27 protein-coding genes are annotated in these 25,895 nt (G+C 61.8%); 14 read left to right on the top strand and 13 right to left on the bottom strand.

The genetic code is table 11. The annotated features are described in order from the left end of the window. Positions 1 to 7: 7 nt before the first annotated feature. Entirely contained in the window at positions 8 to 1,351 is a 1,344-nt protein-coding gene (locus tag AC2CHD_RS15010; protein WP_484554345.1) for a bifunctional folylpolyglutamate synthase/dihydrofolate synthase, read from the top strand. A 182-nt stretch (positions 1,352 to 1,533) separates the two neighbouring features. Here the strand turns inward: AC2CHD_RS15010 and AC2CHD_RS15005 are convergent, their stop codons facing one another. Further along, the gene (locus AC2CHD_RS15005; protein ID WP_484554344.1) at positions 1,534 to 2,301 is read right to left on the bottom strand and encodes a sulfite exporter TauE/SafE family protein; all 768 of its coding nucleotides are present in this window, start codon (positions 2,299 to 2,301) and stop codon (positions 1,534 to 1,536) included. 9 nt (positions 2,302 to 2,310) lie between these two features. Next, complete coding sequence (locus AC2CHD_RS15000) at positions 2,311 to 3,285, bottom strand: complex I NDUFA9 subunit family protein (protein WP_484554343.1); 975 nt, start codon at positions 3,283 to 3,285, stop codon at positions 2,311 to 2,313. Between the two features lie 220 nt (positions 3,286 to 3,505). On the opposite strand from AC2CHD_RS15000, the gene gyrB reads away from it, so the two are divergent. The 4 genes from gyrB to AC2CHD_RS14980 all read left to right on the top strand — a co-directional run bounded on the left by gyrB (position 3,506) and on the right by AC2CHD_RS14980 (position 7,668). Beyond that, positions 3,506 to 5,953, top strand: a complete 2,448-nt coding sequence (gyrB, locus tag AC2CHD_RS14995; RefSeq protein ID WP_484554342.1) for a DNA topoisomerase (ATP-hydrolyzing) subunit B — start codon at positions 3,506 to 3,508, stop codon at positions 5,951 to 5,953. A gap of 141 nt (positions 5,954 to 6,094) precedes the next feature. Further along, complete coding sequence (locus tag AC2CHD_RS14990; RefSeq protein ID WP_484554341.1) at positions 6,095 to 6,724, top strand: CGNR zinc finger domain-containing protein; 630 nt, start codon at positions 6,095 to 6,097, stop codon at positions 6,722 to 6,724. Further along, on the top strand, positions 6,721 to 7,203 hold the full coding sequence (locus AC2CHD_RS14985; protein WP_484554340.1) for a hypothetical protein: 483 nt from the start codon (positions 6,721 to 6,723) through the stop codon (positions 7,201 to 7,203). The genes AC2CHD_RS14990 and AC2CHD_RS14985 overlap by 4 nt, the downstream gene beginning before the upstream one ends. Before the next feature lie 105 nt (positions 7,204 to 7,308). Next, positions 7,309 to 7,668: a hypothetical protein gene (locus AC2CHD_RS14980; RefSeq protein ID WP_007007993.1), complete on the top strand. Its 360-nt coding sequence runs from the start codon at positions 7,309 to 7,311 to the stop codon at positions 7,666 to 7,668. Positions 7,669 to 7,869: 201 nt separating this feature from the next. Here AC2CHD_RS14980 and lepA read toward each other — a convergent pair whose 3' ends face one another. Further along, complete coding sequence (gene lepA / locus AC2CHD_RS14975; protein WP_229449367.1) at positions 7,870 to 9,678, bottom strand: translation elongation factor 4; 1,809 nt, start codon at positions 9,676 to 9,678, stop codon at positions 7,870 to 7,872. 127 nt (positions 9,679 to 9,805) lie between these two features. Here lepA and AC2CHD_RS14970 point away from each other — a divergent pair, with 127 nt between their 5' ends. After that, positions 9,806 to 10,303 carry a MarR family winged helix-turn-helix transcriptional regulator gene (locus AC2CHD_RS14970; RefSeq protein WP_484554339.1) on the top strand — a complete coding sequence of 166 codons (498 nt, stop codon included), beginning with the start codon at positions 9,806 to 9,808 and terminating at the stop codon, positions 10,301 to 10,303. On the opposite strand, the gene AC2CHD_RS14965 is transcribed toward AC2CHD_RS14970, so the two are convergent. From AC2CHD_RS14965 to AC2CHD_RS14955, 3 genes are all read right to left on the bottom strand, one after another. Further along, on the bottom strand, positions 10,300 to 11,094 hold the full coding sequence (locus AC2CHD_RS14965; protein ID WP_484554338.1) for a DUF2189 domain-containing protein: 795 nt from the start codon (positions 11,092 to 11,094) through the stop codon (positions 10,300 to 10,302). The genes AC2CHD_RS14970 and AC2CHD_RS14965 overlap by 4 nt on opposite strands. A gap of 131 nt (positions 11,095 to 11,225) precedes the next feature. Further along, positions 11,226 to 12,434, bottom strand: coding sequence for a cation:proton antiporter domain-containing protein (locus AC2CHD_RS14960; RefSeq protein ID WP_484554337.1), 1,209 nt, complete (start codon positions 12,432 to 12,434; stop codon positions 11,226 to 11,228). After that, positions 12,434 to 13,249, bottom strand: coding sequence for a YiiX/YebB-like N1pC/P60 family cysteine hydrolase (locus AC2CHD_RS14955; RefSeq protein ID WP_229449364.1), 816 nt, complete (start codon positions 13,247 to 13,249; stop codon positions 12,434 to 12,436). Before AC2CHD_RS14955 ends, AC2CHD_RS14960 begins: the two co-directional genes overlap by 1 nt. A 137-nt stretch (positions 13,250 to 13,386) precedes the next feature. Between AC2CHD_RS14955 and AC2CHD_RS14950 the strand changes: the two genes are divergently transcribed. The 5 genes from AC2CHD_RS14950 (at position 13,387) to mbfA (ending at position 18,160) form a co-directional block, all read left to right on the top strand. Next, complete coding sequence (locus AC2CHD_RS14950) at positions 13,387 to 14,088, top strand: CerR family C-terminal domain-containing protein (RefSeq protein ID WP_484554336.1); 702 nt, start codon at positions 13,387 to 13,389, stop codon at positions 14,086 to 14,088. Continuing rightward, entirely contained in the window at positions 14,085 to 15,038 is a 954-nt protein-coding gene (locus AC2CHD_RS14945) for an HlyD family secretion protein (RefSeq protein ID WP_484554335.1), read from the top strand. The genes AC2CHD_RS14950 and AC2CHD_RS14945 overlap by 4 nt, the downstream gene beginning before the upstream one ends. Continuing rightward, positions 15,035 to 15,952, top strand: coding sequence for an ABC transporter ATP-binding protein (locus AC2CHD_RS14940; protein WP_484554334.1), 918 nt, complete (start codon positions 15,035 to 15,037; stop codon positions 15,950 to 15,952). Before AC2CHD_RS14945 ends, AC2CHD_RS14940 begins: the two co-directional genes overlap by 4 nt. Further along, on the top strand, positions 15,949 to 17,082 hold the full coding sequence (locus tag AC2CHD_RS14935; protein WP_484554333.1) for an ABC transporter permease: 1,134 nt from the start codon (positions 15,949 to 15,951) through the stop codon (positions 17,080 to 17,082). Before AC2CHD_RS14940 ends, AC2CHD_RS14935 begins: the two co-directional genes overlap by 4 nt. 94 nt (positions 17,083 to 17,176) lie before the next feature. Continuing rightward, the gene (mbfA, locus tag AC2CHD_RS14930) at positions 17,177 to 18,160 is read left to right on the top strand and encodes an iron exporter MbfA (protein ID WP_484554332.1); all 984 of its coding nucleotides are present in this window, start codon (positions 17,177 to 17,179) and stop codon (positions 18,158 to 18,160) included. A gap of 6 nt (positions 18,161 to 18,166) precedes the next feature. On the opposite strand, the gene AC2CHD_RS14925 is transcribed toward mbfA, so the two are convergent. From AC2CHD_RS14925 to AC2CHD_RS14915, 3 genes are read right to left on the bottom strand one after another with little or no spacing between them, the layout of a single operon-like run. Further along, positions 18,167 to 18,514 carry an antibiotic biosynthesis monooxygenase family protein gene (locus AC2CHD_RS14925; protein WP_484554331.1) on the bottom strand — a complete coding sequence of 116 codons (348 nt, stop codon included), beginning with the start codon at positions 18,512 to 18,514 and terminating at the stop codon, positions 18,167 to 18,169. After that, on the bottom strand, positions 18,511 to 18,882 hold the full coding sequence (locus AC2CHD_RS14920) for an NIPSNAP family protein (RefSeq protein WP_484554330.1): 372 nt from the start codon (positions 18,880 to 18,882) through the stop codon (positions 18,511 to 18,513). The genes AC2CHD_RS14925 and AC2CHD_RS14920 overlap by 4 nt, the downstream gene beginning before the upstream one ends. A 24-nt stretch (positions 18,883 to 18,906) precedes the next feature. Further along, positions 18,907 to 19,122, bottom strand: coding sequence for a DUF1127 domain-containing protein (locus tag AC2CHD_RS14915; RefSeq protein WP_484554329.1), 216 nt, complete (start codon positions 19,120 to 19,122; stop codon positions 18,907 to 18,909). A 71-nt stretch (positions 19,123 to 19,193) separates the two neighbouring features. Between AC2CHD_RS14915 and AC2CHD_RS14910 the strand changes: the two genes are divergently transcribed. From AC2CHD_RS14910 to AC2CHD_RS14900, 3 genes are all read left to right on the top strand, one after another. Beyond that, positions 19,194 to 19,895: an ArsR/SmtB family transcription factor gene (locus AC2CHD_RS14910; RefSeq protein ID WP_484554328.1), complete on the top strand. Its 702-nt coding sequence runs from the start codon at positions 19,194 to 19,196 to the stop codon at positions 19,893 to 19,895. Between the two features lie 99 nt (positions 19,896 to 19,994). Further along, positions 19,995 to 21,041, top strand: a complete 1,047-nt coding sequence (locus AC2CHD_RS14905) for a M42 family metallopeptidase (protein ID WP_484554739.1) — start codon at positions 19,995 to 19,997, stop codon at positions 21,039 to 21,041. A gap of 211 nt (positions 21,042 to 21,252) precedes the next feature. Next, positions 21,253 to 21,387, top strand: a complete 135-nt coding sequence (locus AC2CHD_RS14900; RefSeq protein ID WP_484554327.1) for a hypothetical protein — start codon at positions 21,253 to 21,255, stop codon at positions 21,385 to 21,387. Positions 21,388 to 21,396: 9 nt separating this feature from the next. Here the strand turns inward: AC2CHD_RS14900 and AC2CHD_RS14895 are convergent, their stop codons facing one another. The 4 genes from AC2CHD_RS14895 to dut form a co-directional block, all read right to left on the bottom strand. After that, complete coding sequence (locus AC2CHD_RS14895; protein ID WP_484554326.1) at positions 21,397 to 21,756, bottom strand: DUF1850 domain-containing protein; 360 nt, start codon at positions 21,754 to 21,756, stop codon at positions 21,397 to 21,399. Next, the gene (locus tag AC2CHD_RS14890) at positions 21,753 to 23,870 is read right to left on the bottom strand and encodes a TRAP transporter permease (RefSeq protein ID WP_484554325.1); all 2,118 of its coding nucleotides are present in this window, start codon (positions 23,868 to 23,870) and stop codon (positions 21,753 to 21,755) included. The genes AC2CHD_RS14895 and AC2CHD_RS14890 overlap by 4 nt, the downstream gene beginning before the upstream one ends. Positions 23,871 to 24,031: 161 nt before the next feature. After that, the gene (locus tag AC2CHD_RS14885; protein WP_229449352.1) at positions 24,032 to 24,988 is read right to left on the bottom strand and encodes a TAXI family TRAP transporter solute-binding subunit; all 957 of its coding nucleotides are present in this window, start codon (positions 24,986 to 24,988) and stop codon (positions 24,032 to 24,034) included. A 237-nt stretch (positions 24,989 to 25,225) separates the two neighbouring features. Beyond that, positions 25,226 to 25,711 (bottom strand): dUTP diphosphatase, encoded by a 486-nt coding sequence (gene dut, locus AC2CHD_RS14880; protein ID WP_484554324.1) that lies wholly within the window; start codon positions 25,709 to 25,711, stop codon positions 25,226 to 25,228. Positions 25,712 to 25,895 lie beyond the last annotated feature (184 nt).

Genomic DNA, 25,895 nt, shown 5'->3' with positions numbered 1-25,895 from the left:
GACCCTGATGACCACTCTCTCCGCCGAGCGGGAAATCGAGCGTCTTCTGTCGCTCCATCCCAAGGGCTTCGACCTGTCGCTTGAGCGTGTCACGCGCCTGCTCGACCGGCTGGGCAATCCGCATCTGAACATGCCGCCGGTCATCCATGTGGCCGGAACGAACGGCAAGGGCTCGGCCACGGCCTTCGCGCGTGCAGTGCTGGAGGCGTCGGGACGGATCGTTCATGTCCACACCTCGCCGCATCTGGTGAACTGGCACGAGCGCTACCGGCTGGGTGCGGAAGGCGGCGGAAAGCTGGTGGAGGATGCGGTTCTGGCCGAGGCGGTGGTGCGGGTTGCCGAGGCGAATGCCGGCGAAAAGATCACCGTGTTCGAGATTCTCACGGCAGTGATGTTCGTGCTCTTTTCGGAGCATCCGGCGGATGTGGCGATTGTGGAGGTTGGGCTTGGTGGAAGGTTTGACGCGACCAATGTCATTCCCGCTCCGGCGGCCAGCCTCATCATGCCGATCTCGCTCGATCACGAGGCCTATCTGGGCGACCGGGTGGAGCTGATTGCCGCCGAGAAGGCCGGCATCATCAAGCGCGGCGCGCCGGTGGTTGTCGGTCAGCAACCGTTTGATGCGGCGCGCGAGGTGCTTGTCGACACGGCGGAGCGGCTTTCCTGTCCGCTCACGGTCTATGGCGAGGATTTCCTGGCGTTCGAGGAAAACGGGCGCATGATCTATCAGGACAATGACGGCCTGTTCGACATGTCGCTCCCACAGCTTGCGGGCCGGCATCAGATCGCCAATGCGGCGGCGGCCATCGCCGCGGTCAAGGCGGCGGGATTTCCCGTTGGCCTGCGGGCGGCCGAGGCGGCGATGGAACGCGTCGTCTGGCCGGGCCGTCTGCAGCGTCTGCCACAGGGCGCGCTGTCGGAGCTTGGGCCGGAAGGGGCCGAGATCTGGATCGATGGCGGGCACAATCCCGGTGCCGGCGAGGCGATTGCCGAGGCGCTGGCTTCGGAGGAAGACCGCTCGCCCCGGCCGCTCTTCCTGATTGCCGGCATGATCAACACCAAGGATCAGACCGGCTATTTCCGTGCCTTCGAGGGCATGGCCCGCCATGTCTATACGGTTCCGGTGGAATCGAGCGATGCCGGTGTCCCCAACGCCGAACTGGCGGCGCGCGCCATGGAGGCGGGGCTTTCCGCCGAGCCGGTTCATTCGGTCGCCAATGCGCTCAGACTGTTGCGGGATACGCTCGATGCGGGCCGCGACGGCACCGAGCCACCCCCGCGCATCCTGATCTGCGGTTCGCTCTATCTGATCGGCGCGGTCCTGGCCGAAAACGGCACCCCGCCGCGGTGATTCCGGCCCTTCCCGTCTCGTCGTCCTCGGGCCTGACCCGAGGATCCACGCCGGAACGGTAGGGATAAAACGCAGCCTCTCAAAGAAGGCGCATCGACTTCCACGCCGGTGACGCCGCCACCGCACTGGCATCGATCCTATGGTCAAGCCATAGGATGACGAAGGAGGGGCAGGAAGTTCTGCTACACCATCCCCATCACGCCCCGGCGGATGAGATCGAGCGCCAGCAGCGTGAGGCCGATCTTGAACCAGCGGCGGAAGGTTTTTTCGGGCAACTTTTCCAGTAGGCGCGTTCCATAGATCGTGCCCAGATAACCCGAAGCGATCATCAGCGCGATGAAGGGTAGCCAGCGCCAGAAGGCGAAACCGGCAAGGGCGAAGGTGATCACCTTGAGCGCGTGCTGCACCGTCATGCCGGCGGCATGGGTGGCGATCAGCGCCTTGCGATCGTCGGGAATGATCTGCGCGAAAAAGGCCGAGAGCAGCGGGCCGGTGGCGCCGACAAACATGGTGGCAAGCGCGAGAACGGCACTGCCGGCGGCGAGGCCTGCATGGCTGAGCTGCGCGGCACCTGGAATTTTCGCCCACGTGACAGCGATGACGAAGACGCCCAGAATGAGTTTCAGGAGCGCGTCCGGCAATTGCACCACGAAATAGGCACCCACGGCAGCGCCGATCAGGCTGCCTAGAATGAACGGCGTGGCGATGGAAAAGCGGATATGCGCCCGCTGATGCCAGGCACGACCGGTATTGGAGCCAAGCTGTACAGCCCCATGGACGGGGATGAGCGCAGCGACCGGGACAAACAGACCGAGCAGCGCCAGCATGGCCACCCCGCCGCCCACGCCAAAGGCGGCGGTGAGCGCGGAGGTGAAAAAGCTGGCGATGCCGAGAAGAAGCGCCGGGATTGCGCCCAACGTCTCCGGCAGAAGCGTCTCGTAGCCGCCCAAGGATCCGCCTTACAGGAACTGTTTGCGGGTGAACTGGCCTGCAGGGCGATAGCGCCACAGATATGTGGGCAGGATGGCTGCCAGCGAGTGTTTCTGAATGCCAAGGCCGTCCAAAGTGCGGCCAGCCGCTTTCGCCTTTTCGGAGACGACATTGTCGGTCTTCAGAAGCTTCACCTGATCGAGGGTAAGCAGCGGCTTCGGCAGAAGGCCAAGAATGCGGGCCTGAATGCGTGCGACGAACCAGGGCAGAGAAACGAACCAGCGCTTGCGGTAGGTCGCTTCGAGCATCTCCTCAAGGCATTCACGGAAGGTGAGCACTTCCGGTCCACCCAGCTCGTAGATCTGGCCGCCTTGGAGATCGCCGTCGACAGAGCGCGCATAGGCCTCGGCCACATCGCCCACATAGACGGGCTGGAACTTCGTTTCGCCACCACCAATGAGCGGCAGGAATGGCGAGAACCGCGCCATGTTGGCAAAGCGGTTAAAAAAGTCGTCTTCCGGACCGAAAACGATGGAGGGGCGGATGATCACTGCATCCTTGACCGTTTCCAGCACGGCCTTCTCACCCAGCGCCTTGGTGCGGGCATATTCGGATTCGGACTCCGGATCTGCGCCGATGGCTGAGCCATGGGTCAGCTTCGCACCTGCGGCACGAGCAGCTTCCGCCACGGCACGGGCGCCAAAATGCTGAACTGCGTCAAAAGACTGGCGGCCGGATTCATAGAGGATCCCGACCAGATTGATCACGTGGTCTGCCCCTTCAACGGCCCGGTCAATCGAAGCGCGGTTGCGCAGGTTTGCCTGCACGGCCTGCACCTGACCCACATTGCCGAGCGGCTGCAGATGTATCGCTGTGTGGGGGTTGCGGCATGCAACGCGCACCCGGTGGCCGCGCTTTGTGAGGGCCTGCACCAGATGGCGGCCGACAAAGCCGTTGCCGCCGAAAATGGTGATGAGCTTAGGTTTCTGGCTGATGGTGGCCATTTGCCTCTGTCTCCGATTTCTCAAGGGCTACATAATCGGTTTCGTGCCAAAGGCAAAGGGTGCCAGTCATAGTTTTCGTCCCCAGGCCGAAATCGCTGCAAAACTTGGAAAAAAGCCCTGAAACGCCTATATCTTGGGGGACAGGCGCCGCATGATTCGCGGCGCGGATTTCCCATGCCCAAAAGGGGGTTCCCTCAGGGCTCCTGAGCGAAAGAATTTGATGAGCGACACGCCCGACACTCTCCCAGGCGAACCGGCCGAATACGGCGCTGAATCCATCAAGGTTTTGAAGGGTCTGGACGCCGTTCGAAAACGCCCCGGCATGTATATCGGTGATACGGATGATGGCTCCGGCCTGCACCACATGGTCTACGAGGTGGTCGACAACGCGATCGACGAGGCGCTGGCCGGTCATGCGACGCTGGTGACGGTAACGCTCAATCCCGATGGCTCCTGCACGGTGACCGACAATGGCCGCGGCATACCGACCGACATGCATGCCGAAGAGGGCGTTTCGGCTGCCGAGGTCATTATGACGCAGCTTCATGCTGGCGGTAAGTTCGACCAGAATTCCTACAAGGTGTCGGGCGGTCTGCATGGCGTGGGCGTTTCCGTGGTGAACGCGCTGTCCATCTGGCTCAAGCTCAAGATCCGCCGCAAGGGCAAGGTGCATGAAATGAGCTTCACGCACGGCGTGGCGGATGCGCCGCTTGCCGTGACGGGGGATGCCGGTGACGAGACGGGCACGGAAGTGAGCTTTCTGCCTTCGCCCGACACGTTCACCATGACGGAATTCAATTACGACACGCTGGAGCATCGCCTGCGCGAGCTTGCCTTCCTCAATTCGGGCGTGCGCATTCTTTTGACCGACAAGCGCCATGCCGACGAGAGGAAGCAGGAATTCCTCTTCGATGGCGGCATTGTCGAGTTCGTCAAATATCTGGACCGCGCCAAGAAGCCGCTGATCGACGCGCCGATTTCCATCGGTGGCGAGAAGGACGGCATCACGGTGGAAGTCGCCATGTGGTGGAACGATTCCTACCACGAGAATGTGCTGGCCTTCACGAATAACATTCCGCAGCGCGATGGCGGCACGCATATGGCCGGTTTCCGCGGCGCGCTGACACGTCAGGTGACGGGGTATGCCGAGAGCTCGGGCCTGACCAAGAAGGAAAAGGTTTCGCTCACCGGTGACGATTGCCGTGAAGGCCTGACAGCGGTTCTCTCGGTGAAGGTGCCGGACCCGAAATTCTCCTCCCAGACCAAGGACAAGCTGGTGTCCTCCGAAGTGCGCCCGGTGGTGGAGAGCCTCGTCAACGAGGCGCTCGGCACCTGGTTCGAGGAACATCCTGCAGAAGCCAAGGCGTTGATCGGCAAGGTCGTGGAAGCCGCAGCCGCGCGCGAGGCTGCCCGCAAGGCGCGTGAGCTGACGCGGCGCAAGGGTGTGCTCGACATCACGTCTCTTCCAGGCAAGCTTGCGGATTGCCAGGAGCGTGATCCGGCCAAGTCCGAACTCTTCATCGTCGAGGGTGACTCCGCTGGCGGCTCGGCCAAATCCGGTCGTTCGCGCAAAAACCAGGCGATCCTGCCGCTGCGTGGCAAGATCCTGAATGTGGAGCGTGCGCGCTTCGACCGCATGCTGTCTTCCGACATGATCGGCACGCTGATCACGGCACTCGGCACGGGCATCGGCAAGGATGAATTCAACGCCGAGAAGCTGCGCTACCACAAGATCATCATCATGACCGACGCCGACGTCGACGGCGCCCACATTCGCACGCTGCTTCTCACCTTCTTCTTCCGGCAGATGCCGGAGCTGATCGAGCGCGGGCACCTCTATATTGCCCAGCCACCGCTCTACAAGGTGACGCGCGGCAAATCGGTCCAGTACATCAAGGATGAGGCTGCGTTCGAGGAATTCCTGATCGATTCCGGCCTTGAAGAAGCGACGCTGGAGCTTTCCAACGGTGAAGTTCGCGGCGGACAGGATCTGAAACAGGTGATCGAAGATGCGCGCGGAGTACGCGCGCTCATCAATGGTCTTCACACCCGCTATAATCGTTCTGTGGTGGAGCAGGCGGCGATTGCCGGTGCGCTCAGCGCGGCAGTGCTGGCTGACCCGGGCCGGGCAGCCGAAGCTGTCAAGCACGTCGCCGAGCGGCTCGACATGATTGCGGAGGATACGGAACGTGGCTGGGAAGGGCGTGTAAACCCTTCCAACGAGGGCGCGGGCGGTTATCTCTTCGAGCGTACGGTGCGCGGTGTGCGTGAGGTGGTGGTTCTCGATTCTGCGTTGGTGGCCTCGGCCGATGCGCGCGCAATCGACCGCTATGCAACGCGCCTGCAGGAAATCTATACCAAATCACCTGTGCTGCGCCGCAAGGACAAGTCGGAAGTGATTTCCGGGCCGATGGCGCTGCTCGATCAGGTCTTCGCCACGGGCCGTAAGGGCCTCACCATGCAGCGCTATAAAGGTCTTGGCGAGATGAATGCCGAGCAGCTTTGGGAGACGACGCTGGATCCCGATGCGCGCTCGCTGCTTCAGGTGAAGGTGACCGATGCGACGGACGCGGATTCGCTCTTCTCACGCTTGATGGGTGACGAAGTGGAGCCGCGCCGGGAGTTCATCCAAGACAACGCGCTGTCGGTGGCAAATCTCGATATTTGATGCTGTCCCGCAGTCGGTTTCATGCAAGCGGCGCCGGGCAACCGGCGCCGTTTTCGTTTGGCGCTCCCCCATCGCCGTGATCCATTCTTGACCAACCAGCAAAATACGTTTAGCTGGTTATGACGATGGGAGATTGGATCCTTGGCTGAGAACGCAGCGTGGCCAGTGCCGTTCTTTTTTGGCGGCAGGCTTTGCCTGGACTTCGTCAACACGGTGAATTGCCGGTCGAAGCCGGCAACGAAGGACTACATTCCCGATATGGCGGCACTGCTCGGCTGGTGCAGCCAGTTGACTGTGTTCGACGCGGAAACTCTGACCCGCCTGCAGACGATGGCGGAAAAGAACGCTCCTGTGGCGAAGGCCGCACATGTCAGAGCCACGCGATTTCGCGAAACGCTCTTTGCGATCTTCCAGAATACGATCATCGGGGAAGATCCGCCGAAGGACGCGCTCGGCGCGCTTGGTGAACTCGTGAGCGCGGGCCGGCAGCGTCAATGCTTGAAGAAGGATGCGGAGCGCTTTGTCTGGAGCTGGGACAAGAACCGCCTCGATCTGGATGCCCCTCTTCTGGCTGTTGCTCTCAGTGCTGAAGCGATGCTCATCGACGGTGATCTGCAGCGACTGAAAGCCTGTCCGGGGCCGGAAGGCTGCGGTTGGCTATTCTACGATGAAACGAAAAATGCCTCCCGCCGCTGGTGCAGCATGGAGCATTGTGGGGGCGCGGCAAAAGCACGGCGCCATGCTGCCCGGTTGAGGGAAAAAAGATTATGAGATTCATATCTTTACGCAGCATCGCCATGACCGCATTGATCCTCTGTGGGGTGCTCTTTGCCATTGGCTGGTTCACGCGAAACGACCCGTCGAACGAGCCCTATGTCAAGATTCTCGGGGGCGGCTTCATGTTCAATTACCGCCAGGGCGAGGTGTTCTATGGATTTACCGCTCAGGTGGTGCGGCCGTTGGCCAGCGGCTCAATCATCGAGGCGACATTCGAAGACCCGGCAGGAGGCGCGTCGCTCGTCGTGTCGGAGCGTGTGAGCACGATGACCGACCGCTACGCACTCAGAACACCGCCGGTCCGCGGGGTCGAAGCGAAGAAACCGTACAAGGTATCGATCCGTGTCTACGACCGTGAGAAAACCAGCACAATCTGGGAGGTGGACACGACCTTTGCGAGCCAGATCAGCGACAAGGTCGTACCTGACCGACCGCTTACCGTTGGTCCGGGCTACCATCTCAACCCGAATTGAGATTTTTTCGGCCCAGTTTTTTCCATGAACCTTTCTCCAGACCGCGGCGACTGATGGATGCCGGGGCGCGATTGCCCCATCCTGAAACCCGTACTGGAGATGACAATGCCCTACTCTTTCAAGACAAACCGGATCGCCATGGCCGCAGCCTCGCTCGTGATGCTTTCGGCGACGGCCATACCGACCGCCGGCGTCGCCGGCCAGTTCGCGCTCGCCCCGCAGATGGCGGGCCCCTCGATGAACTGCTCGGTGCCCAACCATGTGGTCTGCACCATCAGCAGCACAAAGGGTCTGAAGCTGGTGAAGATCACCGCCAACACGCCGCAGGGAAGCGTGAACCTCGTCAACAAGACGTATCGCAGCTGTCCCAAGTCGGTGAAGGTCTCGTGGGACTCAGCCTACCAGATGGCCGGCAAGCAGATCGTCGAATGTAGCGGCGGCGGCTTCAAGCTGAAAGCGCGCTGAACCGCCGATCCTTGGCCACAACACCCGCCAGAGCGCACGCGCTGCGCCAGAAGCCAGATCCGGCAATAACGGAAACCTGACGCTGATCTGGCAGACGAGACGATGTCGCCGGGCCCGGGTGGCGGGGCAGCCCGTATCAGCGGCATCGAGGGTGGGTTTGTCTGCCGTGGCAGCAAGCCCACCCGTTTTTATGCCTGAGTGCTAGTCGCTCATCTTCAGCGCCTGGATGAAGGCTTCCTGCGGAATTTCCACCTTGCCGAACTGGCGCATGCGCTTCTTGCCCTCTTTCTGCTTCTCGAGCAGCTTGCGCTTGCGGGTCACGTCGCCGCCGTAACACTTCGCCGTCACGTCCTTGCGCATGGCCGAAATGGTCTCGCGGGCGATGACCTTGCCGCCAATGGCCGCCTGGATCGGGATCTTGAACATGTGGCGGGGGATGAGCTCTTTCAGCTTCTCGCACATGACGCGGCCGCGCTTTTCCGCCGCCTGCCGGTGGACCAGCATGGAGAGCGCATCAACCGGCTCTTCGTTGACGAGGATCGACATCTTCACCAGATCGCCTTCACGATAGCCGGTGAGCTGATAGTCGAAGCTGGCATAGCCCTTGGTGATGGACTTCAGCCGGTCGTAGAAATCGAACACCACCTCGTTGAGCGGCAGCTCATAGGTGACCATGGCGCGTTTGCCGACATAGGAAAGATCCGTCTGGATGCCGCGTCGCTCCTGGCAAAGCTTGAGGATCGGGCCGAGATAATCGTCGGGCGTGAGGATCGTGGCCTTGATCCAAGGCTCCTCGATGGAGGCGATCTTCACCACGTCCGGCATGTCGGCCGGATTGTGCAGCTCGACCTGATCGCCCGAGGTCAGGTTCATGCGGTAGACCACCGAGGGCGCGGTGGCGATGAGGTCGAGATTGAACTCGCGCTCCAGCCGCTCCTGGATGATCTCCAGATGCAGAAGGCCGAGGAAGCCGCAGCGGAAGCCGAAGCCGAGGGCCGCCGAGGTCTCCATCTCGAATGAAAACGAGGCATCGTTGAGACGCAATTTGCCCATGGCGGCGCGCAGATCCTCAAAGTCTGCGGCATCGACCGGGAAGAGGCCGCAGAAGACAACCGGCTGTGCCGGCTTGAAGCCCGGCAGCGGTTTATCCGTTTGGCGCTTGTCCTCGGTGATCGTGTCGCCGACACGGGTGTCGGCCACTTCCTTGATCGAGGCGGTGATGAAGCCGATCTCGCCGGGGCCGAGCTCATCGACCATCACCATCTTCGGGGTCATGACGCCAACCCGGTCTACCGGATATTTGGCGTCCGTGCCCATCATGCGAATGGTCTGGCCCTTCTTCAGTTTGCCATCAATCACCCGCACCAGCACGATCACACCGAGATAAGCATCGTACCAGCTGTCGACCAGCAAGGCTTTGAGCGGAGCTTCGCGGTCACCGCCCTGCGGTGCGGGCAGGCGTGTCACGATGGCTTCCAGAACCTCGTCGATGCCGACGCCGGTCTTTGCGGAAATCGGGATCGCGTCGGAAGCATCCAGCCCGATCACTTCCTCGATCTGCTCCTTGACGCGGTCAGTGTCGGCAGCCGGCAGGTCCACCTTGTTCAAGACGGTCACGATCTCATGATCGTTGTCGATGGCCTGGTAGACATTGGCGAGCGTCTGGGCTTCCACACCCTGACTGGCATCGACCACCAGAAGCGAGCCCTCGCAGGCCGAAAGCGAGCGCGAGACCTCATAGGCAAAGTCTACGTGGCCGGGCGTGTCGATCAGGTTCAGCACATAGTGCTCGCCATTGCGCGCATCATACTCGAGGCGCACGGTCTGCGCCTTGATGGTGATGCCGCGCTCGCGCTCGATGTCCATCGAGTCGAGAATCTGATCCTTCATCTCGCGGTCTTCCAGGGATCCGGTCATCTGGATCAGCCGGTCGGCGAGCGTCGACTTGCCATGGTCGATATGCGCGACGATGGAAAAGTTGCGAATATGGGAAAGTGGCGTGTTCGTCATGCCGCTGGCCTTAGCAGGCAGTCCGTTCTTCGACAAGCAGATTGCTGCAGCAGAGCGACGGCGTGACGTGTCAGGAGCAGAAATTTGTGACATTGCGCATGGGAATGGGCGACCATATATCCCGCCCATGAACGATCCCGATCAAATCAAACTGGGTTTCCTGATCCATGACGTCGCGCGTTTGATGCGCAAGCGTTTCCAGGAAATTGACAATGAATTCGGCCTTTCGTCTGCTCAGTGGCGGTTGCTGTTTGGCCTTCTGAAGGCAGACGGCATGCCGCAGGTCCGGTTGGCCGAGCTTTTGGAAGTAGAGCCAATCAGCGTTTCGCGTATGGTCGACCGTTTGGCGGAGAGCGGTTGGGTGGAGCGCCGTCTTGCCAGAACGGATCGGCGCGTCCGCATGATCTATGCCACACGCAAGGCTCGCGAGGCATGCTCCGGCATTCGGGCGATCACCGAGACTGTGCACGATGAGGCGCTTTCCGGTCTCGCCGATGATGAACGGCGCATCCTGATCGATGCCTTGGGCAAGATCGCGCACAATCTTTATGACGCTGCGGCAGAAGAACCGGCAGTGATCGTTCCCTGTGCCTCACCGGCACCTGGAAATGGGGCTTCCGCCTAGTCGGCCACCAGCTTTCGGTAGAGATGCCATGTGGCATGACCGAGGACTGGCATCACCACAGCAAGGCCGGCAAAGAGCGGAAGCGACCCGACAATAAGCGCACCCGCCACCAACACACCCCAAAGAGCAATGGGCAGGGGGTTGGCGCTGGCCGCTCGCACGGAGGTGACAATCGCTGCCACTGCCCCGCAATCGCGGTCAAGCAGCATGGGAAAAGCGATGACTGTGGTGATCAGAACAACGAGCGCGAAAATGAAGCCGATCGCATTGCCGAGTGTCAGGAGCATCAAGCCGGCGTCGGTCGTGAACAGCAATTCAAGGAATTGCGTGAAAGATGCAGGCGGTTCGGGGCCGAGCAGACGCACGTAAAGCCCCTGCGCCACCAGAAGCCAGGTCACGAAGACGGCAAAGAGCATTGCGCCCACAGCCATGATGGACGGGATCGCCGGTGACTTGCGCACTGCCAGAGCGTGCCACCAGGATGTATCGAGCCCGGCTTCGCGTCTCCGGCTGATTTCGTAAAGGCCGATGGCTGCAAATGGCCCGAGCAGCGCAAAGCCGGAAGCAAGCGGGAAAAGAAGCGGCAGCGCATTCGCACCCGAAGCTGAATAGATCAGCACCACGCCGACAAGCGGGTAGATGAGGCACAGGAACGCATAGTGCGAAGGTTTCTGCCAGAAATCATCCAGCCCACGTCCAAGCGCGTCGATCACATCCGACGTGCTGATCTTGCGAACAGCCGGCAAAGACAAAGCCTTCTCGGTTCCGGCCATGACATGAAAATCCGTCATTTCAGACCTCCCGGATCTGCCGGGACGCAGGCCGCACCCCGACGGCAAAGTGTAGCCGGATTATAGGGCCTGAGCGGCATCGCGGCGAGACAGGCGCCGGTCACATCTTCTGGAGCAGGTGGTGAGCGGCGTCAGGACCGCATGGGGAAGAATGTTTTCTGGGCAAAGGGAGCCGTCGCTCCGTGAAGGATCACCGACAAAAGGATCGTGAAAACGGCAATATTGGTGATTTCCTGCGCCGCATCGAAGCCGGACTGGTCCACCACAAGGATCAGATAAAGGACCGAGGCAAGGCCGCGCGGGCCGAACCAGCCAACGAATAGCCTGGCTCCCATGCTGGTTCGCGTACCCAGCATAGCGATGAAAACGGGGGCAATACGGATAACGGTAAGGCTAAGGACCGCGTAGAGCAACGCGGACAAAGCGGGTGCTTCCAGAGCTTGCGGAAGCATCGCGACGCCGAAAAGGAGAAAGGTGAGATTGGTGAGGATCGACCCCTCGGTCATGGCAAAATTGCTCGCCTTCTCCACCGTTTCGGCAGGCAGCCGCCAGCCAAAGGCCAGCCCCGCTGCAAAGGCAGCAAGAAAGCCGTTTCCGCTGGCCAGCTCCGCTCCGAGAAAGGAGAGGCCTGCCAGCCCGACCATGATGGGTGTACGCCCGGCGGGGTTTGAGAGCGCATGCGCAAACGCAAATCTGGCACCCGCGGCTCCAACGTAGCCGACGACGAGTCCGACCAGTGGTCCGAAAATCACCTGTTTTAAGAAGAACGTGGCGTGACCGGCCATGCCTTCGCCGGAGCCGGTATCGGCTGCAAGTGCCAGGGTGATCAACAGGAGAGGCAGGCAGAGGCCGTCGTTCAGACCACTTTCGACATCCAATGCTTCACGCTCGACCTCGGGCAGACCGTCATTCCCAAAGACCGGCTGCGCCAGCGCCGCGTCGGTGGGGGTCAGAACAATGGCGAGTACCAGTGCCCCGAAAATGCCGAGCGCCGGAAACAGAACCATTCCCGCGGCAGTCCCGACGAGGATGGTGAGCGGAATTCCGATGAAGAGAAGGCGTGCGGAGAGGAGGGCCGTGGCGCGTTCTGCCATCACGCTTGAAATGCGGATGTTGGCGGCGTCTCGGAAAAGGATGATCGCAAGCGTTGCCGTTGCGAGAAACTCTACAACTGAATTGTCTAGCGGGGAGGCGAGCGTGGCATCGGCCATGTAGAAGCCGTATCCCAGCGCGGTAAAGAGCATCGGCCCTGAAAGAACAGAAGCCTCAAGCTTGCGCGAGATGAGCGAATAAGCGGTGAACGCAACAAAAAGCAGAAATAGCGCTACATGCATGTCCATCAATGCGTCCCTCTGTCTTCCGTAGCAGCGCCAGTGCTCTGCGGCTCGCCCCATTTCAGTGTTTTGTAGTCGAAGCCGAAGGCGAGTGTAGGTTTGACGATCGCGAAATAGGGAGAAAGGTCAAAATCACGCGGCGTGAAAAGGCTATGATGACGGATGTGAAGTATCTCCTGCCGCGAATAGGAGGACTCGGCTGAAGCATGTCCCTTGGCTTTGGTAATCTCGGGCAGGATCGGATAGCCAACGTTTTGAAACGCCTGGGCAATGAGGGATGAACAGATCGCGCGCGTCGGATCGCCCGAGCCGATGGCGATCATGCGCCGGCGCCAGCGTACTGGCACGGGGGGCGTCGGAAGAAAGTAACGCATCAGATCGAAAATGTTGCGCATATCGTAACGCAAGCCGAGCTTCTCGATCATGAACGCCACGATCGAATCCCGGTCATCGGGTGTGAGGCCGTTCGCCCGGCAGATGCGCGTGTTGTAGGTCTTGTACTTGGAAAGCGGCACGGCAATGCAGCCATCGCCCAGGATGACTTCCACGAGACGCGGGCGTTCCGAGCCGTCTTCGGGCTCGGGCAGAGCATCGCCGACATAAAGTGCCGCGTGGCTCCAGGTGGACTGGGTCAGATATTTGATCGCCGCCGAAATGCGCTGATTGCCTTCGATCAGCAGAATATCGCCGGGCTGCAGGGTGCGATGCAGGGTTTCGGGGTCGGACGGCGTGTAGGGTTGATACCCAGAGGATTCGCTTTGCAGCCGCCTTGCCAGAAAGCGGCCGAACCGGTCGAGCAGGGTGCTTGGTTGTTCGCTCATTGGCTCTCGTCCGCGATTCTTCAATCCATGGCAGGTGGAACTTAGAGGTTTTATCGCGTCGGGCAAACGGCCTGAAGCGGATCGGAGCAAACAGAGATCGGCTTGACTTAATTCAAACGTTTGATTAAATCGAGGACATGATGCATGACAATGGCAATACACAGAATGTCGAAACGCGGCTTTCATCGGCGGATCACACGCGGCTTTCGCTCATCCGGGCGGGGTTGAAGCTTTTCGGCGAAAAGGGATTCGACGGCACGACAACGCGCGAGATCGCGCGCGCGGCTCGAGCGAATATTGGCTCGATCTCCTATCATTTCGGCGGCAAGGAAGGCCTGCGCGCGGCTTGTGCCGATTACATCGTCGAACTGATCGGCAGGATTGCCGGCAGTGCCCTCAACCTCAAGCCGGATCACGGCGCAACCCTGACGCCTTCCGAGGCCCGCGCTGTCTTGATGCAGGTTGTCGACACGATGACCGGCTTCATCGCAGCACGGCCCGAAGCCGGGCTCATCGTCAAATTCGTGCTGCGGGAACTCTCTCATCCCACGGTGGCGCTCGACCGCATTTATGAAGGCATATTCGCCCCGGTTCACAAGCGCCTCTGCGCGGTCTGGGAGGCGGCGACCGGCGAACCGGCGGAGAGCGACGAGACGCGGCTGACCGTGTTCACGCTGATCGGCCAGCTCGTCTATTTCCGCATCGCCAGCGAAGCGGTGCAGCGGCGCATGGGCTGGAGCGAAATCGGCGCACGCGAAGCAGCGGCCATCACGGCCATAGCCGGGGGCAACCTCGACGCCATACTCGCCGCGCGGACGCGCGGAAAGGAAACATCATGAGCGTTCTTTGTGCGATTCCGGTCGTGGCAGGTTTGATTGCCAGTTGCGGGTCAGCTGAGCCCCTCGCAGTGGGCTATGTGGAAGGCGACTATGTGCTGCTCGCGCCCACGGAAGTGGGGCAACTGAGTGCCGTTCCGGTGCGGCGCGGTGCGATCGTGGAGGCTGGCGCAACGATTGCTGTGATGGATGACACGGACGCGCGCATCGCCGTGCGGCAGGCCGAAGCGGGACTGGCGGAAGCGGAAGCCCAGCTTGCCGACCTCAAGGAGCCGAAGCGGCCAGAAGAGATCGCCGTGCTGGAGGCCGCGTTGGCTTCCGCGAAGGCGGAGGCGGCGGAAGCGGGCCGCGTGCTCGCGCGGACGGAAGACCTCTCCCGCCGGGGCATTGCCACGCAGGCCGAGCTCGACAAGGCGCGGACGGCAAAGGAGCTTGCGGACACGCGGGTCGGCCAGGCCGAGGCCAATCTGGCGGTCGCAAGGCTGCCGGCACGGGCCGAGGCGATCCGGGCCGCAGCCAGGCGCCGCGACCAGATGGAAGCCGCGCTGGAACAGGCGCGCTGGCGCCTTTCCGAACGCGCCATCACAGCCCCATCCGCCGGTCGCATCGACGATGTGATCCGCAATGCGGGCGATGTGGCAGGACCCTCGGCACCGGTGGTCTCGCTGCTGCCCGATGGCGGGGTGAAGCTCAAGGTCTATGTGCCGGAGGCGGCGTTTTCCAGCCTTGAACCCGATGCGCTTCTGGCTGTGAACTGCGATGGCTGCGAGGCGGGTTTGACCGCTCGCATCACCTATATTTCTCCCGATCCGGAATTCACCCCGCCGGTGATCTATTCGCTGGAGACGCGCCAGAAGCTTGTCTATCTGGTCGAGGCGCGGCCGGAGGGCGACGCGCGCAGCCTGCAGCCGGGGCAGATCGTGGATGTGCGCCTGAAAGCCGACGCGCCATGAACGCGATTGACGTCCACGGTCTGGTAAAGCGTTTCGGCGACAAGACGGTCGTCAACAATGTGACAATGCAGGTGGCCAGGGGGGAGATTGTCGGCTTTCTCGGCCCGAACGGGTCTGGCAAGACGACAACGATCCGCATCATGTGCGGGCTTTTGACGCCGGACGAGGGCGATGGCACGGTTCTGGGCTTCAACCTGCGAACCGAGGGGCTGAAGATCAAGCGCGAAGTCGGCTACATGACGCAGCGTTTCTCCTTTTACGAAGACCTGACCATCGCGGAGAATCTGGCCTTCGTCGCAAGGCTATACGATTTGAAGCCGGTGGGTGCGCATGTGGACCGCACACTTGAGGATCTCGGCCTCTCTTCGCGCCGCAACCAGCTGGCCGGCACACTTTCCGGCGGCTGGAAACAGCGGCTGGCGCTGGCGGCCTGCATCATGCATCAGCCGAAACTTCTCCTTCTCGATGAGCCGACGGCGGGTGTCGACCCGAAGGCACGGCGCGATTTCTGGGACGAGATCCATCGTCTTGCTGCCGACGGGCTGACGGTTCTGGTTTCCACCCACTACATGGATGAGGCCGAGCGCTGCCACCGCATCTCCTACATCTCCTACGGCACCATGCTGGCCACGGGATCCGTGGCCGATGTGGTACGCGACGCCGGGCTCGTCACCTATCTCGTTGACGGACCGAAGCTGGAGAAGCTGGCAGCCGAATTGCGGGAGCGGCCTGGCGTGGAGCAGGTGGCACCCTTCGGCGCAAGCCTTCATGTGGTGGGATCGGATGAAGAAGCGCTCAAGGCGGCGCTGCAGGATCTCGACGGGCGGGAGGGCGTGCGCGTATCACGCGGCGAAACGAGCCTCGAGGATGTGTTCATCCAGTTCATGGCCAATTCCACGGACAACATGCAATGAACGGCTTCTTTTCATTTAGTCGGCTCATTGCCCTGCTGATCAAGGAGTTCATCCAGATGCGGCGCGACCGCATCACCTTCGGCATGATGCTCGGCGTTCCGCTCATGCAACTCGTGCTGTTCGGCTACGCGATCAATTCCGACCCCAAGGCGCTGCCGGCGGCCCTCGTTTCGCTGAGCCAGGATCACTACAGCCGGGCGATGGTCTCTGCGTTGGAGAACACGGACTATTACCGCTTCGACCATGTGGTGGAGAGCGCCGAAGAGGCCGAGCAGCTGATGGCGAGCGGTGCGGTGGTCTTTGTCGTCACCATCCCGTCGGACTTCGCCCGCCGTGTCGACCGGGGGCAGCGACCCCAGATCCTGATCGAGGCGGATGCGACCGATCCCTCCGTCGCATCAGGAGCGATCTCCACGCTCGGAACGGTTGCTTCGGAGGCGCTCTTGCGCGAGCGCGGCGTGCCGGCTTCGGAGGCAAAACCAGCTGACCGGCTCGAAGTGATCGTCCACCGCCGTTACAATCCCGAGGGCATCTCGCAATACAACATCGTGCCGGGGCTGCTTGGCGTCATCCTGCAGATGACCATGGTGATGATGACATCCATCGCGCTCACCCGCGAACGCGAGCGCGGCACCATGGAAAACCTGCTCGCCATGCCGGCGAGCCCGCTGGAGATCATGCTGGGCAAGGTGCTGCCCTATCTGGTGGTCGGTGCGGTGCAGGTGGCGGTGATCCTGGGGGCCGCGAAACTGCTGTTCGGCGTGCCCTTTATCGGCAGCCTGTGGCTGCTTCTGACGGCGGTTCTGGTTTTTGTACTGGCGCTCGTTCTGCTCGGCTACACGATCTCAACCGTCGCCCGCACGCAGATGCAGGCCATGCAGCTCACCTTCTTCTTTTTCCTGCCGTCGATCCTGCTCTCCGGCTTCATGTTTCCGTTTCGCGGCATGCCCGACTGGGCGCAATGGCTGGGCGAAACCTTCCCGCTCACCCATTTCCTGCGCGTCATCCGCGCCATCATGCTGAAGGGGGCAGACCTGCCGGCAGTGGCCTTCGAGACGGGTATTCTAGTCCTCTTTATCCTGATTTATGCCGGCCTGGCGCTGATGCGGTTTCGCCGGACGCTGGATTGAGAAGGGCGTGGTTTTTAGAATGGTTCTAATCCATTGACGAAGAGTGTGCCGCCTCCTATCTTAGAATCATTCTAAACAATGGATTGCCCCACACATGTTCTCACGCTTCTTCGGATCATCCCGCCGCGCATTCTCCTCGCTCAACGAGCAGGAGATTCTCGCACTCGCGATTTCATCGGAAGAGGATGACGCGCGCATCTATCGCGCCTATGCCGATGGCCTGCGCGACGAATACCCGCATTCGGCGGCCGTGTTCGACGACATGGCGGAGGAAGAGGACGGACACCGTGCGGCGCTGATCGACGCGCACAGGGAGCGCTTCGGCGAGCGCATTCCCCTGATCCGCCGCGAGCATGTGCGCGGCTATTACGACCGCAAGCCCGACTGGCTGGTGCGCCCGCTGGGGCTCGACACGGTGCGTGCGCAGGCCGAGCAGATGGAGGAGCAGGCGCATCGCTTCTACGTGGAAGCGGCCAAGCGGACGGAGGACGCCGGCATCCGCAAACTGCTTGGCGATCTGGCCATCGCCGAAAAGACACATGAATCTCTGGCACACCGGCTTTCCGAGAAGCATCTGGGCGAAGACGAGCGCGCCGAGGAAGAGCAGACCGAGCGCAAGCAATTCATCCTCACCTATGTGCAGCCTGGCCTTGCCGGCCTGATGGACGGCTCGGTCTCGACGCTTGCGCCCATCTTCGCTGCCGCATTTGCCACGGGCGACACATGGCAGACCTTCCTCGTCGGTCTTGCCGCGTCCATCGGTGCCGGCATCTCCATGGGTTTCACGGAAGTGGCCTCCGACGATGGTGTCATCTCGGGGCGTGGCTCGCCGATCAAGCGCGGTCTTGCCACGGGCCTCATGACGACTGTCGGCGGCCTCGGCCACGCGCTCCCCTATCTGATCCCACATTTCTGGACGGCGACCATCATCGCTTTCATCATCGTTTTCATCGAGCTGTGGGCGATCGCCTGGATCCAGAACCGCTACATGGAAACGCCATGGAGCCGCGCCACCTTCCAGGTGGTGCTTGGCGGCGCTCTTGTGTTTGCCACGGGCATGCTCATCGGCAATGCCTGACGCCGCTCATGCGTCGTGCAGCGCGCGGCTGTCTTCCGGGGCTTCCGCGCGCTCGGTCATGCCATAATCGCGCAGGACATGGGCGATGCGCAGACGATAGAAGGCAAATATCCCGCCGCGACCCGCGCGCTGGGCCTGCCTGTGTTCCTCCGTGTTGCGCCAGGCTCTGACCGCTTGCTCGTCGCGCCAGAACGACAGTGAGAGAATCCGGCTTTCATCGTTGAGGCTCTGGAAGCGCTCGATGGAAATGAATCCGTCGATCCCGTCGAGCAGCGGGCGCAGGTCGGTGGCGATGCCAAGATAGGCATCACGCCTGCCCTGTGCAGGCTGAACTTCAAAAATGACAGCGATCATGGCCGCACCCGTTCGGCATGGGGCGCAGAAGCGCGTTTCAGGAACATGCGATCCTCCTTGAGAATAAAGCGCTCACGCTTTGCAAACGCGTAATTTGCGCGACCCTCGGGGCTCGCCGCAAGCCGTGTCCGATAAGCCTCATAGGCTGCGAGACTGTCGACATCATAGACGCCATAGGCGGTCGTCGCCGACCCCTCATGTGGCGCGAAATAGCCGATGAGATCGACACCGGCGCGTGGGATCGCCTGCCCCCAGTTGCGGGAATACTCTTCAAAGGCATCCCGTTTGAACGGGTCGATCTCGTAGCGGATGAAGCATGTGATGGTCACGGGTATGATCCCTTTCTGCTGGCATGCTTCGATGAGCATGGAAGCGTTTTCCTGTTTTCTGTGTCAGACGTCCCAGAAGGGCTTTGCGCATTCGCGTTCCACGTCACGGCGGGTGAGGCCGACATCGCGGAGTTGCTCGTCGGTGAGATCGGCGAGGTCGCGCCGCTGGCGGTATCGCTCCGAAGCAAGCGCGAGCCGGTAGAACCACGACAGGATCCACGTTCGGCGGTTTCTGGCCTGTTCCACGGGGGGAATGATCGATCTCTCATATGCCCGCATCGCTTCTCTCCCTGTTCGATGGTCCGAGAATAGCGCTTGTCGAACATGCATACTTTGGCTAGCATCGAACTATGAAAGCAGGAACGGACCTCGCCCAGATCGCAAGCCTCGTCGGCGACCCGGCGCGCGCCAATATGCTGGCGGCCTTGATGGGAGGCACGGCGCTCACGGCCAGTGAACTGGCGATGGAGGCCGGTGTCACTTTGCCCACAGCCAGTGCGCATCTTGCCAGGCTGTCAGATGGCGGGTTGCTGCGCATGACGCGGCAGGGCCGCCACCGCTATTACGCACTGGCGGATCATCAGGTGGCCGCCATGCTTGAATCCATCATGGGCGTGGCGGCGGCGCTGGGGCCGCGAAAGGTGTTGCCCGGCCCGCGCGATACGGCCATGCGCGAAGCCAGAATCTGCTACGACCATCTGGCGGGCGAGGCAGGTGTCGCCATGTTCGACGCCTTTGCCGAACGCGGTTTCATCGCCATCGATGGAGACGACGTAAACCTCACGGACAAAGGTGCCGGATTCTTCAGCGATTTCGGTCTCGACATTGAGGCGATGCGCGGGAAGCGCCGCCCGGTATGCCGCTCCTGCCTTGACTGGAGCGTGCGGCGCTCGCATCTGGCGGGCAGTCTGGGCGCTGGCGTGCTCGACCGATTCATCGCGCTGAAATGGGCACGGCGGGAAAAGAACAGCCGCGTCATCCGCTTTACGCCGCCCGGGCGCGCCGCCTTCGAGAAGATGCTGCGGGCCGATGAAGGCCCGGTTGGAGCGTGAGCCAGTCTGAAGCGGCGGCGTGGCCATTTCTTTCCGCGCTGCTTTGCGCCATGGTCGCGCTTCACGAATGATTCCAACTAAGCTCTGCCGGGGACAATGATGAACACCGAACTGTTGCGCAGGCTCTGCGAGACGCCGGGTGCGCCGGGCCACGAAACGCGCGTCCGCGCACTGATCGAAAAGGAGATCGAGGGTCTTTTCGATGAGGTGCGGACCGATCCGATGGGCTCGCTCCTGTGCGTGCGCAGGCCACGCAAGAAGGTGAAGGGTGACCCGCTCAAAATCATGCTTCTGTGCCACATGGATGAGATTGCCTTTCTCGTCACCCATGTGACGGAGAAGGGTTTCCTCCATCTCGACCCGGTGGGCGGCTTCGACCCGCGCAACCTGTTCTCCCGGCGCGTGCTCGTCTGCACCGAGAGCGGCGACTACAAGGGCGTGATGAACCCCGCCGGCAAGCCCATTCACATTCAAAGCGCGGAAGAGCGCAAGAAAGTGCCCGAGCCCGGGGAATTCATCGTCGATATGGGGCTTGGAGAGAAAGCGCGCGATCTGGTGCAGGTGGGCGACTTCGTGGTCATGGACGAACCGTTCCTGGAAATGGGAGAGAAATTCGTCTCCAAGGCGCTCGACAATCGCGTCGCCTGCTGGCTCGGCATCGAGGCGATCCGCGCGCTGGAAGAAGCGGGCGAAAAGCATGCGTGCGAGATCCATGTTGCGTTCACGGCGCAGGAAGAGGTGGGGCTGCGCGGCGCGCGCACGGCAGCTTATGCGGTCAAGCCCGACATCGGTCTTGGCATCGACACCACGCTCTCCTGCGACACGCCGGGCATCGGCGAGCACGAGGCGGTGACGAAGCAGGGAGAAGGCTTCGGTCTCCATGTGAAGGACTCTTCCTTCATCGCCGATCAGGCGCTGGTGCGCGAAGTCGAGCAACTGGCGAAGAAAAAGGCGATTCCCTATCAGCGCACCATCCTGGCGCGTGGCGGGCAGGATGGCGCGGCAGCCCAGCAGGCGGCCGCCGGCGCGCGCGCTGTGGGCATCGTGGTGGGCACCCGCTACATCCACACCGTGACCGAAATGATCGACCGCAACGACCTTCAGGCCGCGCTTGACATCATCGTCGCCTACCTAAGCGAAAACTGAGCTCCCGGCCTTGCCGCGCCCAGCTGAGCTGTGGCGCGGCGGCCACACTGCGCGCTCTTCCGCAACAAGACCCGATTTGCGCCATCAAAGCGGCGCAAATTCCGGCGAAATCCGACCGGCATTCACGGAGCGTTCACTTCGTGTGTGTACTTTTGGCCCGATACTTCACACAGGCGGTTTTGGAGGAGCCGCCACCGGTTGGACATGACCTATGGCTCTTATCATTCGCCTCTTCGCCGTTCTTCGCGATTTCTTCGCCCCGCGCTATCACCCCGAGCGTCATTACATGCGTGGCCCCGGCCCTGCCTGCCAGAAGCGTGGTGCCGGCACTCCCACGGCTGCCTGACGGCAACGCTCACTCACAATATCTGACGATCACCGGCTTTCCGGCTGACGCGCCCAGCTCGTGGCATTTTTCTGATGCGCACAATTTCCAGCCGGAGCCCGTTGCGCCAGATGCCGCCAGTGCGAGCTCGGCCTGCGCTGGCAGGGAAGGGCGATAGCGCCACCAGCCATCTTCAAAGTGCGCGTCAGGCGGCGGCTCCATGCCCGCTCCTGACCCCTGAACGCGCGCCTCGACAATCTCCAGCCCGGCAGGTGTTGCCCGCCAGTCTTCCTCCCAGCGGATTTTCTCCACCGAGTGCGTCCATGACAGGGTGAAAAGCGCTGCCCCGAGGGTCAGCGCTTTTCCGCCCGCCAGAACGCATATGCTCATGCGTCGGCCTTCGTTTCTTCCGAGGCGTGCGCCGTGCGCGTGCGATACCAGTGCTGGCCGAGGAACAGGGCGGCAAGCGCGAAGCCGAGTTCATCGGTAATGGGAAGCGCGGCAATCAGCGTAAAGGCCGCTGCGGCTGCAAGAATGCGCTCCCAGACGGCAAGCTTTGAGCGCAGGAAGCCGATCACCGCCGCGCCCCAGAGCGCAATGGCGAGTAGCGCCTTGAAGACGATATAGACGACCGCCGGATAATAGCCCCAGGCCTCCGCCAGCGGCCCGCCATCCTGCAGCATCAGCGCCGGCGTGTAGACCGCCATGAAGGGGATCACGAAGCCGGCGGCAGCCACCTTGATCGCTTCCATGGAAATCTTGAGGCCGTTCTCCTTGGCGATGGGACCGGCTGCGAAGCATGCAAGCGCAACGGGCGGCGTCAGGTCCGCCAGAATGCCGAAATAGAACACGAACATGTGGCTGACGATCAGCGGCACACCAAGCGCCAGGAGCGCCGGTCCGGCAATCGAGGATGTGATGATGTAGTTCGGAATGGTTGGGATGCCCATGCCGAGTACGATGCAGGTGATCATGGTCAGCACGAGCGAAAGGAATAGGCTCGTCTCGCCGACAGACACGATGAACTGACCAAACGTGTTGGCAACGCCGGTCAGGGTCATGGTACCGATAATGATGCCGACCACGGCGCAGGCCACGCCCACGGGGAGCGCGGTCTTGGCTCCCTCGGCGAGCGAATCCCTGCAGACCACCAGCGTCCTGCGGCCGCCATCGACGAAGAGGTTGGCGACGATCAGCACCAGCGCGGCGATCAGGATTGCCGTGATGCCGTAGCTGAAGAAGCTTGCCGCAACGAGGCCGAGGCCGACCCAGAAGATCACCCTCAGCACCTGCCCGGGAAGGCCCAGCGCGACCGAGCCGCCAAGGATCAGCAGCACCGTCAGCGACAGGCCGATCGTGCCGGCGAAGAGCGGCGTGTAGCCGGAGAAGAGGAGATAGACGAGCACGGCCAGCGGCAGGATGAGATACCAGCCCTTGCGCAGCGCATTGCGTGCGGAAGGGAGCTCGGAGCGCGGCAGGCCGTGCAGACCGTATTTGCCGGCTTCCAGATGCACCATCCAGAAGGCGGAGGCGAAGTAGAGCACGGCGGGAATGATCGCCGCCTTGACCACCTCGTAATATTCGATGCCCAGCGTCTCGGCCATGATGAAGGCCACCGCGCCCATCACGGGCGGCATGATCTGCCCGCCCATGGAAGCAGTCGATTCCACACCGCCTGCAAAGGCTGCGCGATAGCCGAAGCGCTTCATTAGCGGGATGGTGAACTGTCCGGTGGTCACCACATTGGCGACGCCCGAACCGGAGATCGTACCCATCAGGCCGGAGGAGATGACCGACACCTTGGCCGCACCGCCGCGCGCATGGCCGACAAGGCCGAGCGACACGTCGGTGAAGAGCTTGATCATGCCGGCGCGTTCGAGGAACGAGCCGAACAGGATGAACAGGAAGATGTAGGTGGCCGAAACGTAGATCGGAATGCCGTAGATGCCTTCCGTGCCATAGGCCATGTGGTCGATGACCTGGCTGAAATCATAGCCGCGATGGTTGAGAGGCGCGGGCAGATACTGGCCGAACAGGCAATAGGCGAGGAACGCGCCCGAGATGATCGGCAGTGCCGGTCCCATGAGCACATAAGCGGCAGCAAAGACGGTGACGAGCGCGATCACGCCGAACACGATATCGAGCGGCAATGGGTCGCCGGCGCGCAGAAGCAACGGCTTGTACTCGATGTATTGATAGAGCGCGACGGCAACGCCGGCGAGCGCGAGCGCCCAGGCCAGCGCCTTGATGGCCGGAGCGCTGTCGCGCGCCTGGGCCACCAGCGGAAAGACGAGCAGGGTCAGAAAGCCCACATGGAAAGCACGGACCACCTGGCTCGGCAGGCTTATCACATGCGCGGCGGTGGCGATCTGGTAGAGCGAGAAAATGACCGCGATCCAGAACAATAGCCGGCCGATGCCGTCGGTTCCGAACTCTCCGTGTGTATGGTCGTGCATCTCAGCCTCAGCCGGAATCGCCGGCTGACCGGATTGGGTATTGCTCATCGGGCGCTCCGCTTCCCATGCTACGCGTCGGGGCCTTGCCGATTGTCCGCTCCCGCGCATTGCAGGCGAGAGGGCTCGACATCTCGGGCCTTCCTGTCACGCCCCCACAAAGGAGAGTGACAGGAAGGCCCCGTCGATGGACGGGGCCTCAGCGTATTGGATTAGAGCAGGCCTTTTTCTTTGTAATAGCGCTCGGCGCCGGGGTGCAGCGGCAGCGGCAGGCCCTTGGGGCCATTCTCTGCAGAAATGGCCTTGGCAGCAGCGTGTGCGGCCACCATGTCGTCGAGGTTCTCGAAGAGCTGCTTGGTCATCTCGTAGGCAACCTCGTCGGAGACATCCGAATGGGTGACGAGAATGTTGGTGATGGCCAGCGTCGGCACATCCTCGCTCTGCCCCTCATAGGTTCCGGCGGGGATGGTGGCGGCGATGAACGGCGCACCGAGCGTTTCCGCCACGCTGTTGGGCACCGACACGATGGTCACCGGAAGCGAAAGCGCGAGGTCCTTGATGGAGGCAACGCCAAGACCGGCCGACTGGAGGGTCGCATCGAGCTGGCGGTTCTTGATCAGCTCGACGGATTCGCCGAATGGCAGATACTCGGTCTTGCCGAGATCGTCATAGCTCATGTCCATGGCGCCGAAGATGCGCTGGGCGTTGAGCTCGGTGCCGGATTTCGGCGCGCCGACGGAAAGACCCTTGCCCTTCAGGTCGGCAAATTCCTTGATGCCGGATTCCTGCGAAGCGACGATCTGGATGTAGTTGGGATAGATCGCGGCAATGGCGCGTAGCTTGTCGAGCTTCTGGTCGAAGCCGGCTTCGGCATCACCTTCCCAGGCCGACTTGACGGAATCACCAAGTGCAAATGCGATCTCGCCACGGCCCTGTTGCAGCAGGTTGAGGTTCTCGACCGATGCCTTGGTCGACTGCACCTGCGTGCGCACACCGTCGATGTTTTCGCCATAGATCTTGGAAAGCTGTGAGCCGAGCGGGTAATAGACGCCCGAAGTGCCGCCGGTCAGCACGTTGATGAAGTCCTGCGCCATGGCGCTGGCAGGCGCGAGGCCGAGCGACAACGCCACGACACCGGCTGCGAGATACTTCTTGCTTGCATGTAACATTACGTCTCCTCCGCAATATAGCTGCTCCGCAGGCAACACCGCCTGCGCTGACTCTGACTGTAGACAACCGCGCCCTTTTGCCAACCGGAAAGCGACAGGCAAGGGGATGATTGACCTCGCAAAGCCGATAATCGGACAGGATTTTGCGTGCAACCCCCTGGATGCCGGCAATCAACCGGCGTCCCTTAGACCAAAGTATAGGGCGCGTTGTGGTTACGCGTGGAGAGGAACCGAATTTCAGGCAATCCCGGTCGAACCAAACCCGCCGGTGCCGCGCAGCGTCTCGCCGGCATGGCTTCGCTCTTCCAGCCGGACCTGAACCACCGGAGCAATGACAAGCTGTGCGATCCTGAGGCCGCGCGTGATGGCGAAGTCGTCTTCGCCATGGTTGATGAGCAGAACCTGAACCTCGCCGCGATAGTCGGCGTCGATCGTGCCGGGTGCGTTGAGGCAGGTGATGCCATGCTTGAGCGCAAGGCCGGATCGCGGACGAACCTGCCCTTCAAACCCTTCGGGCAGCTCGAGGATGAAGCCGGACGGAACCAGCACCCGCTTGCCCGGCAGAAGCACGATACGGCGGTCTTCCGACACGGCCGCGCGCAGGTCCATACCGGCAGCGGCGGCACTCTCATAGGCGGGCAGCGGCAATCCCTCGCCATGGGGCAAACGGACAATGCCGACATTGGGGCCGATGACGGGCATGGAGGAAAAGGTGTTCGACATGGCTTGATCCTGTGCGCTGCAATCCGGGGGCGATGATCACGACCTTTTCCGTCTGGCGCGTTTTGCCGATGAATTCAACCGTGGCGTGACGGCCAGACGGGTCTCTGCACCATTATGTGAGCAAGGAAGCGGCCACTTTCTGTTCGACACGCGCCCTGCCGCTTGTTACAAGCGCCCGGCCTCA

Source organism: Nitratireductor sp. ATLC21 (assembly GCF_057196525.1).
The sequence above is the reverse complement of the archived record's forward strand: the minus strand, read 5'-3'. Positions and strand labels throughout refer to the sequence as shown.